Below are 13,467 nucleotides of genomic sequence, written 5' to 3'. Positions count from 1 at the left end.
CATTCCGGAAGGAACGCCTCATGGACCTACGCGCCCTGAACATCCTGCCGCAAGCCTTCTCGCCGTTCCCGCCTCCATCGACAGGAAACATCGAATGCCTCGACTGCCGCCCGATTTCACCGCCGAGATCCGCAAAATCGTCGGCGAACGGTATCTCAGGGAAGGCGAGGCCATTTCCGCGATCGACCACGGAATCGCCGCCGAAAACCTTGGAGCGGGCCTTGTCGTGTTTCCGGGAACGACCAAGGAGGTTGCGGCCGTCGTCAGGTGTTGCCTTGCCGGCGGGGTTCCGCTCGTTCCCCAGGGAGGACGAACCGGGCTCGTTGGCGGGGCGATCTCGCGGCCGGGCGACCTGGTGCTTTCGACCGCCCGCCTCGATCGCATTCACATTTCACCCGTCGAACGCGTTGCTGTCGTGGAGGCCGGCGTGACGCTGCAGGCGCTGCAGACGGCCGCCGCGGAACATCGCCTCGAAACCGGGATCGACCTGCCGTCGCGCGGCTCGGCGACGATCGGCGGCATGGCCTCGACGAATGCCGGGGGCATCGCGGCCTTCCGGTTCGGCGTCATGCGGCATCGCATTCTCGGCCTGGAAGCCGTGCTCGCGGATGGCTCGATCTATTCCGACCTGACCCGGGTGGTGAAAAACGCCGCGGGCTATGACCTGAAACATCTCTTCGTGGGGGCGGAAGGCACGCTCGGCATCATAACCCGCCTTGCCGTCAAGCTCGAACCCCAGCCCGCCGCCACGGCGACGGCCCTGTTCGGCTTGCCGTCGGTCGATGCCGCGCTCGCAACGGTCCACCACGGGCTCGATGCCGAATATGGTCATCTGCGCGCGGCCGAGGCGATCTGGAGGACCTATTTCCGCCTGACCTCCGGCCATCATCGATGGCCGGCCGGGGGGTACGAGACCGGCCATCCGGTCAACCTCCTGGTCACGCTCGGCGGCGCCGAGGAGGCCGCGCTGCAATCGGAGCTTGGCCGCATCTACGAGGACGTTGCGGCAGCCCACCCTGACGCCTCGGCCGTGATTGCCCTTTCCGGCGCGCAGGAGGCCGACCTCTGGCGGCTTCGCGAAGACACGGACCTCATCTACCGCAAATATCCCAACGCGCCGTCCTACGACGTCTCGGTCCCCCTTTCCGAGATTGCGCCCTATCTCGACCGCTGCCTTGCGGAGCTGAAGGCGGTGGACGCCGCCATTGATCCCTATGTCTTCGGCCACCTTGCCGACGGGAACCTCCACATCGTCCTCAACATGGCCGGCGGCGACATTGCCGCCGAAAAGGCGGCGGCCCTTGAGAGGGCGGTGTACAGGGGTATCCCCGCGATGGGGGGATCCTTCTCTGCCGAGCACGGCATCGGCACCAAGCGCGTGGAGGCGCTGTCGGCCGTGTCGGACCCGGTGAAGATGGCGCTGATGCACGGGATCAAGGCCGCGCTCGACGCGTCGGCGCTCCTCAACCCCGGAAAGGTGTTGCGCAGGGGCTCCTCATAGCCGCGGGCTTTCGGGCACCGTCAAGGGTTCGACATTTCCGACAGCTCGCGGCGCGTCGCCTCCGCCTGCTGCTTCAGCCATTCGCGCAGGCGGGAGAAACCGTCGAGGCGACTTGAGGCCTTCGGTGCGATGAGGCTGTAGCCCGCACCGGCATCGAGCCGGACCGGATGGGCCTGCACCAGCAACCCGCCGCGCACCGCGGCACCGACCAGCGCAAGATCGGCGAGCGCAAGGCCCTGGCCCTGCTGGGCGGCCGTCACCGCGAGATCCAGCGTGTCGAACACCAGATGCCGTGCCCCGGCAAGGGAGATCTGCGCCCGTTCGGCCCAGCGTTCCCAGGTCTCGTGGTTCCGGTCCATGTGCAGAAGCACGAGGCCGTCGAGGCTCCCGCGGCTTGCCAGATCGTCGACAAGGCCCGGCCGGCAGACCGGCGTCAAATGCTCCTCCCACAGCCGGTCCTCGGTGAGATTGGGCCATGAGCCGACCCCGTATTCGATCATGCCTTCGATCCCCTCGAGTTCGAAGTCGGGCCTGCGGCTCCAGGCGGTATCGAGGTTGACGCGCACATGGGGATGCTCGCGGTAGAACTCCGGCAGGCGCGGCATCAGCCAGCGGATGGCAAGGGAGGGATGGACGCGCAGGGTCACGCTCTGCGGCTGCTGCATCACGACCTGATCGGCCTGGAGCAGCAAGGCGACCAGTTGCTCGATATAGGGCAGAAGCCGCTGCCCGGCATCGGTGAGGACGACACGGCGCGTGGTGCGCAGGAAAAGCGTGGTGCGAAAGTGGTTTTCCAGTTGCAGGATCTGCCGGCTGATCGAGCTCTGGCTGATGTGCAGGACCTCGGACGCCTGGCTGAAGGACGTGGTTCGCGCCACGGCCAGAAAGGCCTGCAAGCCGGCCAGCGGAGGGAATCGCCTGGACATCGGCCGACCTTATTTATCCGTTTTCCGGATAAATCTGTTGCACAATGGACATTGGATTGTCCAGCGCCGACTTGCCATAGTCCGTTTCGGCAGGCCGGTGGCCAGCCCCTCCGATCCCCTTCGACAATCAGGACACAGGCTTGCCATGAGCGCCATCGCCGAGACCGGCATCCAGCCGGAAACCAGTTCCCTTGCCCTGCCGCAGCGCGCCGACGTCGTGATCGTCGGCGCGGGCATCATGGGCTGCGCCACGGCCTATTATCTTGCCAGGCGAGGCATCAAGGCCGTCGTCCTCGACAAATCGCGCATCGCCGGGCAGCAATCGACCCGCGCATGGGGCTTCGTGCGCCAGCAGGGGCGCGATCCCTCCGAGATGCCGCTTGCGATTGCCGGCAACCGCCTGTGGCTCACCCTCCAGGAAGAGCTTCAGACGGATATCGGATGGAGGCAGGGCGGCTGCCTCTATGTCGGGCACGACGCCGTACAGATGGCGCGGTACGAGGCCTGCCTGGAAACGTCCAGGCAGCACGGGGTCGACACCCGCCTTCTTTCGGCGGGCGAGGTGCGGGCGCTGGTGCCCGGTTTCGAGGCGCCGCAGATCGGCGGGCTCTTCACGCCGAGCGACGGCCAGGCCGAACCACGCGTGGTGGCGCCGGCCTTTGCCCGCAGGGCGGCCGAAATGGGGGCCCGGTTCATCGAGGGATGCGGCCTGACCGGCATCGACGTGGCCGGCGGCAAGGTGGTCGCGGCGCGAACCGAACGTGGCGAGATCCGCAGCGACCGCATCATCTGCACCGCGGGCGCCGCGAGCTGGCGCGTGTTGAAGTCCCTCGGCATCACCCTGCCGCAGCACCAGGTGCGGGGAACGGTGGCACGGACATCGCCGGGCCCGGCCGTGGGCGCGGTCGCCTGCATCGGCGGCGGGATCGGCTGGCGCCAGCGCAGCGACGGCAGCTTCAACCTGGCCAACGACGCGCGCGTCGACGTCGATGTCACGCTGGGCCATCTGCGCGCCCTGGAATGGTATATGGGACCGCTGCTGAAGCACTACCGGTCCTTCAATTTCAAGCTGAACGGTGCCCTTCTCGACGATATCCGGCAGCGGCTGCCGGGGTCGGAAACGCGGGCGAACGGCCATCTGGTGGGCGTCCGCGACCCGCTCCTGTCCGCCAACGACGCCGATATCCGCGTTTGCATCGCCCGGCTGAAAAAGGCCCTGCCCTCGCAGAGGAACGTGCAGATCGTGGAGCGCTGGGCCGGGGGCATCGATGTCCTGCCGGACGGCATCCCGGTGCTGGACGCGCCGGCCGCCCCGAGCGGCCTGATGATCGCGACCGGCTTCTGCGGCCACGGTTTCGCGCTGGGCCCGATCGTCGGCAAGACCCTGGCGGACTGGCTTGCCACCGGCCAGCCGCCGATGGACCTCCACGACCTGCGCCTGTCGCGCTATGCGGAAGGCGACGTCAAGCCGCCGCATTCGCTTTTCTGAACCATACCCGACGGCGCACGGGATGTGCCGAGCTGGCCAAGGAAAGCGCGACGTGCTGCGCCATCCGAAGCCGCCAACTCCGGGGGGTGCGCATCGATGATGTCCCATGCGTCGCTGTGCGCCTCATCGAAGGCAGAGTCCGCCGTCTCGTTGGAGGCGAACGCGTCGACCTCGATCAGCATTCCGACCTCTACGCCAGGTTCGGTCGAACGTGCAGTCCTGAAGGGATATGACCCACCGCTCCTAGTTCTGATAACCGGATCGTAGCTCGGACATTGCCAGGATCGCCGCCAGCAGGTCGGAGCGGTCGAGCAGGCCGATCACCACGCTGTCGCGCATGACGGGATAGACGCGGTGCGAACGGGCAAGGAATTCCTCGGCCGCCGAGACGAAGTCCAGGTCGTGCGGCAGCGTCCGCACCGCGTCGCTCATATAGTCGGCAACGCTGCCGCTCCATTGCTGGTAGTAGCTCGCATTGAGCATCGGGCGGAAGCAGTCCTTCTCCGTGAGGATGCCGACAAGGGCGCCCCGGTCGTCGATCACGGGCGCGGCCGACACCAGCGCGCGCGCCAGCACGGCGACCGCCTCGCGGATCGGCATGGCGGGCGAAAGCCGGGGGAAATCGGTCTGCATGATATGCGCGACGGCAGCGTTCGGGTTCATCGCTTTTCCTCGCCATGCGGGCAGCCGTCGCAGCGCGTGCCGCCGATGCAGGCCAGCCCCTCGCAGCCTCTGGCGAGCGGCCGGCGGCCGAGGAGAAGGCCGACGGCCAGCCCGCCGGCCGAGAGACACACGATCACGATTGCAAAAAGCGCTTCCATCGTCCTCACCTCACACCAGATGCCGTTCGAATGCGCCGGTCGTCACGCGCCGGAGCGTTCCGCCGGCGCGGAACAGGAAAAGCGCGGCGATGTCCCGCTCTCGCGCAAGCGCCGGCCCCGCGGCACCGGCCGCCATCAGAGCCGTCGCCCAGCCGTCGGCGTGAAGCGCGGCCGGCATGAGGACGGAGACCGAGGCGAGAGCACCCGCGACGGGCTCCCGGGTCGACGGGTCGATGATGTGGCTGTAGCGGCGGCCGGCGAGGTCGTAGCCGTTCCGCCGGTCGCCGGAGGTGGCGACGGCCATGCCGTCGAGCCCGAGCACGCCTTCCACGCCGTCCGCATCCGGCAGCGGGGTCTCGATCCCCGCATGCCAGGCACGGCCCGACGGGTGCCGCCCCCGCGCGGCAAGCTCGCCGCCGAGATCGACGAGGAAGTCCCCGTGGCCGGCGTCGAGCAGGTCCGCCGTCATCCTGTCGAGCGCATATCCCTTGGCGATGCCGCAGAAATCGAGCGTGAGGCCGGGCGAAGCGCGCGCGACATGGCCGTTCTCCGCCCGGATTTCCCGCCATCCGTCAGGCCGCATCTCGCCCCTGTCGATCGGGCCGAACCCCCAGCGCGCAACCATCGGCCCCACGGTCGGGTCGAAACGCCCGCCGCTCGCCTCGGCGATGGCGAGCGCCGCACGCGTGACGCCGACGACCGCGTCGGACACGGCCGCCTCCCCGGCATCGCCCCGGTTGAACCGGCCGATCACGCTGTCGCCGCGCCAGGGCGAGAAGGCGCGATCGATCGCATCGAGCGTGCCGTCCAATCGGTCCTTGAGGCCGGACGTGTCCGCATCGTCGCGCAGCACGACGCGCCAGCCCGTGCCGAAGGCGGCGCCGGACAGCGCCTTCACCGGCGCCGCCCCCGCGCGAGCGCCGGAGCCTTGGCAAGCAGCAGCGCGGCACCGCCGAGGGTGAGGAAGCGGCGACGGCCGGACGGATCTGGTCTGAAGGTCATGGGATCAGCCTCCGAAATCGTCGTTGAAGATGGAATGCGGCTCGACGCCGAGGCGTTCGAGCGTGGCGAGCACGGCCGAGATCATCACCGGCGGGCCGCAGAGATAATATTCGCATTCGTCGGGCGCAGGATGCGCGGCGAGCGCGGCGCGGACCGTCTCGTGGATGAAGCCGGTGGCGCCCGTCCACCGGTCGCCGGGCGCGGGATCGGAGAGCGCGGGCGTCCAGGTGAAGTTCGGGTGCTTTTCCGCGATCTGCCGGAACTCCTCCACATAGAACAGGTCGGCCGCCGTGCGCGCGCCGTAGAAATAGGCCATGCGGCGCGTCGTGCCGAGGCCGATCTGCTCGTGGATCATGGCCCGCAGCGGCGCCATCCCGACCCCGCCGCCGATGAAGACCATGTCCCGGCCGGTCGGCTGCACATGGAACTCGCCGAAGGGACCGCCGGCCTCCACCGTGTCGCCCGGCCGCAGCGAGAACAGGTAGGACGAGACCACGCCGGGCGGGATGTCGTGCTCGTGGCCGGCGGGCGGCACGGCGAGGCGGATGTTGAAGACGATGCGCCCAGCATCCTCCGGCCGGCTCGCGATGGAATAGGCGCGCACCACGGGCCTTGGCGAGACCGATTTCAGCGCCGGCCAGCCGGCGATCTCCCATGCCCGCGCATGGGCGGGGTCGATGTCGAGCGAGGCGAAATCGAGGCTGTAGGCGGGGGCGGTAAGCTGCGCGAAGCCGCCGGCGCGGAAGCGGAAGTCGCGGCCCTCGGGCAATTCCAGCACCAGCTCGCGGATCAGCGGCGCCAGCATGCGGTTGGAGAGAACCCGGCAGGGGAAGGATTCGGCGGCCAGCACCTCCGCCGCCACCGTCACCTCGACCGGGCCGCGCAGCCGCGTCTGGCAGGCAAGGCGCACATGGGCGCGGCGTTCGGCCGGCGAGAGGAGGCCCCGCTCGGTGGCCTGCAATTCGCCCGCCCCCTCCCCCTCGACGGTGACGCGGCAGAGGCCGCAGGTGCCGCTGCCGCCGCAGGCCGCGGGAATGGCGATCCCGGCCTCGTGCAGCACCGAGAGCAACTGGTCGCCCCGCGCCGCGTCGATGCGCTTGCCGCCGTTCACGGTGACGGCGACGATGCCTTGCGGCAGCAGCCGGCTCCGTGCGGCGATCAGCGCCAGCGTCAGGCCGACGACGAGAAGCGTGATGAAGGCGGTGCCGAGCGCGATCTCCGTCATGGCGCCGCCATCTGCGCGAAGGAGGAGAAACCGAGCGACATCATGCCCGCCAGCACGAAGGCGATGCCGAGGCCGCGAAGGCCGACGGGCAGATCGGCATAGGCGAGCCGCGTGCGGATCGCGCCGAGCATGACGACGGCAAGCGCGAAGCCCGCCCCGCTGCCGAGGCCGTAGACCGTCGCCTCAGCCAGATCGTAGCGCCGCTCCACCATGAAGAGGCTGCCGCCGAGGATGGCGCAATGGATGGTGAGCAGCGGCAGGAACGCGCCGAAGGACGCCTGCACGCGCGGCAGGTAGCGCTCCAGCACCATTTCGAGGAGCTGCACGCTGGCGGCGACCACGCCGATGAAGGTGAGGAGCGCGAGATAGGAGAGGTCGAGATCCGGCATGCCGATCCAGGCCCAGGCGCCGGGCGCCAGCATGGCCGAATAGATGAGCTGGTTGGCCGGCACCGTCACGCCCATGACGGCGATGACCGCGACGCCGAGGCCGAAGGCGGTCTCCGTGCGCCGCGACAGCGCCAGGAAGGTGCAGAGGCCGAGAAAATAGGTGAGCGGCATGTTCTCGACGAACACGGCCCTGAGGAACAGCGCGCCGAGATCGGCCATCAGCGCTCCTCCCCGAGATCATGAGCCGGGAATTCCGGCGCCTCCGCCTGCTCCGGCCAGAGGCTGCGGATCGCCCAGACCAGCCCGCCGAGCAGGAAGAAGGCGCTGGGGGCGAGCAGCATCAGGGAAAGCGGCGTGAACCAGCCGCCCTGGTCGGCCAGCGGAAAGACCTGAAGGCCGAGCAGCGTTCCGCTGCCGAACAGCTCGCGGCAGCTTCCGATCGCCACCAGCACGAGCGAATAGCCGAGCCCGCTGCCGAGGGCGTCGACCATCGAGGGCAAGGGCGGGTTGCTGCGCGAGAAGGACTCGGTCCGGCCGAGCACGATGCAGTTCGTCGCGATCAGGCTGACGAAGACCGACAGGCGCTGGCTCAGCTCGAAGAACCAGGCCTGCAGCGCCTGGTCGATGACGATGACCATCGAGGCGATGATGATGATCTGCACGATCAGGCGGATCGAGGCGGGGATGTGCCGGCCGATGGCGCTGATGACGCCCGCCGCCAGCACCACCACGACCGTCAGCGAGATCGACATGGTGAGTGCGGTGTCAAGGGAGGTGGTGACGGCGAGCGCGGAGCAGATGCCGAGAATCTGCAGCGTCACCGGGTTCTGCCGGATGAGCGGGGCGGTCAGCGTGTTCCAGAGCCCTTCCGTGGCGGCCATCGGCTAGAACTCCCCGCGGCGGATCGCCGCCATGAGCGGTCCGTAGCCCTTCGGGCCGGTCCAGAACCGCACCATATGGGTGATCGCATTGCCGGTGCGCGTCGCCCCGGTGATGCCGTCCACCTCGTGCTCGCCGCCCGCCTTGCCGCGCGCGACCGCGAAGCGGACGGCGCCGGTATCGTCGGCGATGCGCTTGCCGGCAAAGCCCTGCTGCCAGAGCGGTTCGGCGATGCGCGCGCCAAGGCCCGGCGTCTCGGCCTGTTCCGTCACCGCGACGCCGGCGAGCGTGCGCATGTCGCCGCGCAGCGCGATCAGCGCCTGGATGCGCCCGTTATAGCCCGTCCCGACGACCGGCAGGATGGCGAGAGAGACGGCCTCGCCGTCGCGCAGCAGGTAGATCTGGACGTAATCCGGCCGGGTGCCGATGCCGGCAATGTCCTCGGCGGCCGACAGCGTCGTCCAGTTCGCCGGCTCGGCGAGCGCGGCCTGAAGCGTTTCGGGCGTGACCTCCCTCGCGGCGGCGCCGGCATCAAGATCGATGACGACGGTCGAGAGCGCGGCGCCGCCCGATTGCGCGATGAGGTCCGAGATGCCCGGAACGGCCGCGATCAGTGCCTCCAGGCGCGCCTGCTGCTCGGCCGCCCGGTTCTGCGCCTGGATCGGCCGAAGCATGACGGTGGCGACCGTGACCAGCACCGCGCAGACGGCGGAGACGAGGAAGGCGACGGCCAGCGTCTTCGTCCGGCTTTCGTTCGGCAACGTCAGGAAGCGGCGCCAGAGGGAGACGGGGTTGAGATCAGCCAAGGCGTTTCCTCCACGCGAGCCAAAGGCTTATGGCGATTTCGTCGAGAAGCGGCGCGGCGAGCGAGGCGATGAGCGCCGCCGAGACCGCGGCCTGGACCGGCGGCGCGCCATCCCAGCCGACGGCGAAGAGGAGCACCAGCGCGCCGTAGAGCAGGCCGTAGAGCCAGCGCCCGAGCGTCGTGCCGGCGCTCGCCACCGGATCGCAGACCAAAAGGACCAGCACCACCGCCGCCGCCGTCAGCACCGGCATTTCGAGCGCGAGGCCCCAGCAGCCGGCTGCCAGCACGACAGCGGCCGCGGCGACGACCCGCCACGACATCACGCCCGTGACGCCGCCGATCGCGGCGACGGCCGCGACTGACCAGCCGAGCTGCACCGGCAGGTCCGGCCAGGATGCGGCGGGAAAGCCGAAGCCGAGAAAGGTGATGGCGACCGTCGCAGGATTGACCACGTTGCGCCCCCAGCCGCCGAAGGCCAGCTCGCCCGCGACGACGCCGAAGCTGATGCCGAGGAGCATCGGCACGAGGCCGAGGTCGACGGGTGCCAGCACCGTAATCGCCAGCGCCGTGAAGGCGCCGGAGAAGGACGGCGGCTGGGCACGCGCCAGCATGAAGGCGAGATGCCAGAGCCCGGCGGCGACCAGCACGAAGATGAGGCGCACGAGCCCGGCCGTGCCCGTCGCCAGCAGCCAGGTGACGACGAGCGGCATGGCCGCCGCCAGCAGCATCAGCGCCACCGTCTCCCGGTCCCACAGACCCCGCGTCACGCCGCTTCCTCCGCCGCGATGCGGTCGAGCATGCCGCGCAGCATGGCCGACAGGCGGGGCGAGGCGCCGGTGACGTAGTCGGCGAGCGCCATGTCCTCCTCGGTGAGCGACAATGCCCCGAGCCGGGTCGCGGTCTCGGCGTCGTTGGATGCGATGGCGCGCACCAGCGGGGCGGCCGGCAGCACGCCGCCGAAAGCCTGGTCGAGCGCGGCGGTCGGGATGATCGGCAGCGGCCGCCGCGCGCGGTGCAGGGCAGCGGAGAACCAGTGCAGGCGGTCGTCGCGCGAGGCCTCCGCGATGCCCGTCACCTGCCGGTGCCAGCGGCCGAGCCAGCGGCTTTCGACGCCGTCGAGCATGGAGCCCGACAGGAGCCGGTGGGGGCCGGGCCGGGCGATGTCGTAGCTCAGCGCGCGCAGATCCGCCCCCGGCTGGCAGCGGACCAGCCGCCGCTCCCGCAGGGCCGATCCCGCGACGGAGACGAGCCGGGTCTCCGGCACCAGGCCGGTGCGCAGCAGCGCGCCGATGCCGGCGACATCTTCGGCATGGATGTCCCAGACGGTGCGTTCCGGCCCGGCCGGGTGACAGGCGGCAAGCTGGAATCCCGCAAGGCCGTGCGGATGGACCGGCGCGACCTTTCTGATGTGGCATCGTACGCCGAGGCCGGCCATGCCGCCGATATCAGGGCCCTGGTCCTGGCAGACGACGACGGGCCCCTCCGTCAGCCCGGCAAGCGCCCACAACCCGGTCGCAAGATCCTCCTCGCGCCCGTCGAGGGCAAGCCGCGGGGACGGCGCGTCCGGCCGGGTATCGAGCGCCATGACGAAGATGGCCGCCGGCGTTTCGCCCGGCGCGGGGATGCGGCCGAAGGGGCGGGAGCGGAACGACGGCCAGAGACCCGCGGAAAGCAGCAGCGCCCGCACCGCCGCCGCATCGCCCCCTCCGGCGGCGGCAACGTCGTGTTGGTGGCGCCCGGCCTCCGGCACATGGAAGAACAGCACCCGCGACAGCCGCCGGCCAGGCCCGAGATCGATGGCCGCAACTTCGCCGGCGACGGGGGCGACAAGGGTCAGTTCGGGATGCCTGCGCGAGCGCAGGACGGGCATGCCCTGCGCGACCCGCGCGCCGCGCGCGACCAGGACCTCCACGCGGAAATCGTCGTCCGGCTGCGCGAAGAGCGCGCACTGATCCGTGATCTCGGTCTCTATGGTCGGGCCCGCCTTTTCCTCTTTCGATCCGGATGCAAGGAAATCCAATGTTTCGTCCTCCGTCCTTGACTTCGATCAAGGCAGCAACGTTGTGCGAACGGGTATAAGCGATTAGCCTCGGCTGTCAGAGGCCGCACATCCCCAGCCCGTTGTGAGGTACGATGCGCCGATTCCTGATACCAGCCGCCGTTGTGTTCGCGCTCACGCCCGTCGCGGGCGCGCTTTTGCACCATACGACAACGGTACAGGCGCAGTCGGCGAACGACAATGCGGGCAACGTCCCGATCTTCGTCATACCGAAACCGGGACCGTTCTCGCCGGAGCGGATCGCCATTCCGCAGAGCGACTATATCGCCGCATGGGCGCGCTCGGGCCATTCGGATTCCGCATCGGTCTCGTTTTCCTACTGGAACGAGGCCGGCGTCATTCCCCCGGTCTGTTCCGTCTGTCATTCCGGCGCGGGGTTCCGCTCGTTCCACGGCCTCGACGGCAGCGAGCCCGGCCTGCCTGCGCACCCCGTGCCGGTCGGCGGCGTGGTCGACTGCGAGACCTGCCACAATACGGGCCTGGCATCGATCGCCGAGATCGCCCTGCCGAGCGGCATCAGGCATCCCGTCAATGCCGGCGAGGTGCCGTGCATGACCTGTCATCAGGGACGCTCGGCCGGTGCGACCGTCGGCAAGGCCATCGAGGGCAAGCCCGACGACACGCCCGATCCCGCGCTCACCTTCATCAACCCGCACTATGCCACGGCCGCGGCGGCCCTGCTCGGCGGCTACGGCGGCAGCGGCTACCACTATGCCGGCAAGACCTATTCCGGCCGCTTCCTGCATGCCAGGCCCGTGGAGACCTGCGTCTCCTGCCATGATCCGCACAGCCTTCAGGTGGCGGAAGAGACCTGCCTGACCTGTCATACGTCAGGCACGGCCGCCGATATCCGCATCTCGCGCATCAGCTTCGACGGCACCGGCGACCTGAAGAAGGGCATCCGCCACGACATTGCGGAAAACGCCCGGCGGCTGAAGGGCATGCTGGAGGATTATGCAAGCAAGGTGGCGGGCGTACCGATGCTCTACGACGGCAGCCACCATCCCTATTTCTTCACCGACGCCAACGGCGACGGCGTGGCGGACCAGGCCGACGGCAAGGCGGTGCCCTACAACGCCTGGACGCCGCGCCTGCTGAAGGCCGCCTATAACTGGAAATTCGTCGGCTCCGACAAGGGCATCCACGTGCATAACCCGCACTATGCGCTGGAACTGCTCCACGATTCGACGGAAGACCTGGCCGGCCCGCTCGGCGTCGATTTCAGCGCGTTCGGACTTGCGCGCTAATCCTCCCACGGCCTCCCGGCCAACTGTTCGGGTGAAAGGCGAAAAGGGCAGCGTACGCTGCCCGCCACTTCAGCCCATCAAATCGAGCGGCAGGTGCAGATAAGGGATGACAATGCCCGGGAGATGGCACGCGTCGCCGCCATATCCAAGCAAGGCCGGTGGCTCCCGCAGGTGGATTGCAATCCGCCTGCGGGAGTTTTCGCGCTTGCGCGCTGGGAACGGAACTGAAGGATCACGGTGCGGTTTAGCTTGCCTCATGCCGGGACGACCCGGGTGAGGAAGGCAGGAACCGGCCGAGCTCCTTGCGCACGAACGCCGGGTCGGAATCCCGCAAGGTGGGCAGGTTTCGACGCGCATCGATGACATTCGTTATGTCGAGCCTTGCAAGCACGAGTTCCGGCTGTTCGCCGGCGCGGGCAAGTTCGCGGCCATTCTGGTCCAGGATACGGGAGCCGCCCCAGAAATCCAGGCCTCCCCGCTTTCCGCAGTGGTTCACCATGATCGTGGGCAGGCTGTATGTCATGGCCGTGTGGCGCAGATTGATATCCCATCCCGTCGGATTGTCGAACCCTCCGTCCACCACGCCCCTTGCCGAACCGATGGGCTGGATCAGGAGATCGGCGCCGTGGAGGGCGGCGAGCCAAGGCAAGGCGGGCGACCAGCTATCGGCGCAGATAAGCGTTGCGGCTTTCCAGTTCCCGGACAATTCGGCCAAGGTCAGTGCACCGCCCTTGCGATAGAATTTGCCTTCCTGAAGCCGCCCGTAGTTCGGAATGTTTATCTTGCGGTGGGCGTGCCGCAACTCGCCCTCCGAAAACAGGGCCTGCGTATTGTAGACAAGGCCATCCGTCCCGCGTTCGATAAAGCCAAAGGATACGGCGATCCCCCGGGAGGCCGCGGCGATTTCCGCTATCTCCTTCGCGTCAACCATGCGGGCGAGTTCCTGCACGTCCGGCGAGGAGAGATAGTCCGTCAGGGAGAGCTCGGGAAACACGACCAGATCGGCACCGCGGTTGCGCGCCTCCTTAATCGCTTCGAGATGGAGCGCCAGATTGGCTTGAATATCGCCCGCAACGCATCGGATCTGAGCGGCGGCAACCGTGAGGAATGGCATCGTGTCCAAC

At 68.8% G+C, this 13,467-nt stretch carries 15 protein-coding genes; 3 read left to right on the top strand and 12 right to left on the bottom strand.

Annotated elements, in window-relative coordinates:
- Window positions 1-94 precede the first annotated feature (94 nt).
- Complete coding sequence (locus shn_RS23240; protein WP_064332897.1) at window positions 95-1,501, top strand: FAD-binding oxidoreductase; 1,407 nt, start codon at window positions 95-97, stop codon at window positions 1,499-1,501.
- Window positions 1,502-1,521: 20 nt separating this feature from the next.
- On the opposite strand, the gene shn_RS23235 is transcribed toward shn_RS23240, so the two are convergent.
- Window positions 1,522-2,427: a LysR family transcriptional regulator gene (locus shn_RS23235; protein WP_064332896.1), complete on the bottom strand. Its 906-nt coding sequence runs from the start codon at window positions 2,425-2,427 to the stop codon at window positions 1,522-1,524.
- A gap of 145 nt (window positions 2,428-2,572) precedes the next feature.
- Between shn_RS23235 and shn_RS23230 the strand changes: the two genes are divergently transcribed.
- Window positions 2,573-3,916: an FAD-binding oxidoreductase gene (locus tag shn_RS23230; RefSeq protein ID WP_064332895.1), complete on the top strand. Its 1,344-nt coding sequence runs from the start codon at window positions 2,573-2,575 to the stop codon at window positions 3,914-3,916.
- Here shn_RS23230 and shn_RS35960 read toward each other — a convergent pair.
- The 10 genes from shn_RS35960 to shn_RS23190 form a co-directional block, all read right to left on the bottom strand.
- The gene (locus tag shn_RS35960; protein WP_145926036.1) at window positions 3,874-4,098 is read right to left on the bottom strand and encodes a hypothetical protein; all 225 of its coding nucleotides are present in this window, start codon (window positions 4,096-4,098) and stop codon (window positions 3,874-3,876) included. The two genes, shn_RS23230 and shn_RS35960, sit on opposite strands and share 43 nt — an antisense overlap.
- A 61-nt stretch (window positions 4,099-4,159) precedes the next feature.
- Entirely contained in the window at window positions 4,160-4,579 is a 420-nt protein-coding gene (locus tag shn_RS23225; protein ID WP_064332894.1) for a CBS domain-containing protein, read from the bottom strand.
- Window positions 4,576-4,737: a hypothetical protein gene (locus shn_RS36525; protein WP_162853032.1), complete on the bottom strand. Its 162-nt coding sequence runs from the start codon at window positions 4,735-4,737 to the stop codon at window positions 4,576-4,578. The genes shn_RS23225 and shn_RS36525 overlap by 4 nt, the downstream gene beginning before the upstream one ends.
- A 10-nt stretch (window positions 4,738-4,747) precedes the next feature.
- Window positions 4,748-5,635 carry an FAD:protein FMN transferase gene (locus shn_RS23220; RefSeq protein ID WP_064332893.1) on the bottom strand — a complete coding sequence of 296 codons (888 nt, stop codon included), beginning with the start codon at window positions 5,633-5,635 and terminating at the stop codon, window positions 4,748-4,750.
- Between the two features lie 108 nt (window positions 5,636-5,743).
- Window positions 5,744-6,964: an NADH:ubiquinone reductase (Na(+)-transporting) subunit F gene (gene nqrF / locus shn_RS23215; RefSeq protein ID WP_064332892.1), complete on the bottom strand. Its 1,221-nt coding sequence runs from the start codon at window positions 6,962-6,964 to the stop codon at window positions 5,744-5,746.
- The gene (nqrE, locus tag shn_RS23210) at window positions 6,961-7,572 is read right to left on the bottom strand and encodes an NADH:ubiquinone reductase (Na(+)-transporting) subunit E (protein WP_064332891.1); all 612 of its coding nucleotides are present in this window, start codon (window positions 7,570-7,572) and stop codon (window positions 6,961-6,963) included. The genes nqrF and nqrE overlap by 4 nt, the downstream gene beginning before the upstream one ends.
- Window positions 7,572-8,234 carry an NADH:ubiquinone reductase (Na(+)-transporting) subunit D gene (locus tag shn_RS23205; RefSeq protein ID WP_064332890.1) on the bottom strand — a complete coding sequence of 221 codons (663 nt, stop codon included), beginning with the start codon at window positions 8,232-8,234 and terminating at the stop codon, window positions 7,572-7,574. The genes nqrE and shn_RS23205 overlap by 1 nt, the downstream gene beginning before the upstream one ends.
- 3 nt (window positions 8,235-8,237) lie before the next feature.
- On the bottom strand, window positions 8,238-9,038 hold the full coding sequence (nqrC, locus tag shn_RS23200; RefSeq protein WP_064332889.1) for an NADH:ubiquinone reductase (Na(+)-transporting) subunit C: 801 nt from the start codon (window positions 9,036-9,038) through the stop codon (window positions 8,238-8,240).
- Window positions 9,031-9,804, bottom strand: a complete 774-nt coding sequence (locus shn_RS23195; protein WP_064332888.1) for an RnfABCDGE type electron transport complex subunit D — start codon at window positions 9,802-9,804, stop codon at window positions 9,031-9,033. Before shn_RS23195 ends, nqrC begins: the two co-directional genes overlap by 8 nt.
- Window positions 9,801-11,057: a Na(+)-translocating NADH-quinone reductase subunit A gene (locus shn_RS23190; RefSeq protein WP_064332887.1), complete on the bottom strand. Its 1,257-nt coding sequence runs from the start codon at window positions 11,055-11,057 to the stop codon at window positions 9,801-9,803. The genes shn_RS23195 and shn_RS23190 overlap by 4 nt, the downstream gene beginning before the upstream one ends.
- 113 nt (window positions 11,058-11,170) lie before the next feature.
- Here shn_RS23190 and shn_RS23185 point away from each other — a divergent pair, with 113 nt between their 5' ends.
- The gene (locus shn_RS23185; RefSeq protein WP_245337451.1) at window positions 11,171-12,343 is read left to right on the top strand and encodes a cytochrome C; all 1,173 of its coding nucleotides are present in this window, start codon (window positions 11,171-11,173) and stop codon (window positions 12,341-12,343) included.
- Window positions 12,344-12,587: 244 nt separating this feature from the next.
- Here shn_RS23185 and shn_RS23180 read toward each other — a convergent pair whose 3' ends face one another.
- Window positions 12,588-13,457: a nitrilase-related carbon-nitrogen hydrolase gene (locus shn_RS23180; protein ID WP_064332886.1), complete on the bottom strand. Its 870-nt coding sequence runs from the start codon at window positions 13,455-13,457 to the stop codon at window positions 12,588-12,590.
- Window positions 13,458-13,467: the final 10 nt, after the last annotated feature.

Source organism: Shinella sp. HZN7 (genome assembly GCF_001652565.1).
In the GTDB taxonomy this organism is placed as follows: domain Bacteria; phylum Pseudomonadota; class Alphaproteobacteria; order Rhizobiales; family Rhizobiaceae; genus Shinella; species Shinella granuli.
The sequence above is the reverse complement of the archived record's forward strand: the minus strand, read 5'-3'. Positions and strand labels throughout refer to the sequence as shown.

Excerpts from the sequence above, each read along its gene's own strand:
- shn_RS23225 (WP_064332894.1), bottom strand. The coding sequence starts at position 4,579 with ATGAACCCGAACGCTGCCGTCGCGCATATCATGCAGACCGATTTCCCC.
- shn_RS23180 (WP_064332886.1), bottom strand. The coding sequence starts at position 13,457 with ATGCCATTCCTCACGGTTGCCGCCGCTCAGATCCGATGCGTTGCGGGC.
- nqrE (WP_064332891.1), bottom strand. The coding sequence starts at position 7,572 with ATGGCCGATCTCGGCGCGCTGTTCCTCAGGGCCGTGTTCGTCGAGAAC.
- shn_RS36525 (WP_162853032.1), bottom strand. The coding sequence starts at position 4,737 with ATGGAAGCGCTTTTTGCAATCGTGATCGTGTGTCTCTCGGCCGGCGGG.
- shn_RS23205 (WP_064332890.1), bottom strand. The coding sequence starts at position 8,234 with ATGGCCGCCACGGAAGGGCTCTGGAACACGCTGACCGCCCCGCTCATC.
- shn_RS35960 (WP_145926036.1), bottom strand. The coding sequence starts at position 4,098 with ATGCTGATCGAGGTCGACGCGTTCGCCTCCAACGAGACGGCGGACTCT.
- shn_RS23235 (WP_064332896.1), bottom strand. The coding sequence starts at position 2,427 with ATGTCCAGGCGATTCCCTCCGCTGGCCGGCTTGCAGGCCTTTCTGGCC.
- shn_RS23240 (WP_064332897.1), top strand. The coding sequence starts at position 95 with ATGCCTCGACTGCCGCCCGATTTCACCGCCGAGATCCGCAAAATCGTC.
- shn_RS23185 (WP_245337451.1), top strand. The coding sequence starts at position 11,171 with ATGCGCCGATTCCTGATACCAGCCGCCGTTGTGTTCGCGCTCACGCCC.
- nqrF (WP_064332892.1), bottom strand. The coding sequence starts at position 6,964 with ATGACGGAGATCGCGCTCGGCACCGCCTTCATCACGCTTCTCGTCGTC.
- shn_RS23230 (WP_064332895.1), top strand. The coding sequence starts at position 2,573 with ATGAGCGCCATCGCCGAGACCGGCATCCAGCCGGAAACCAGTTCCCTT.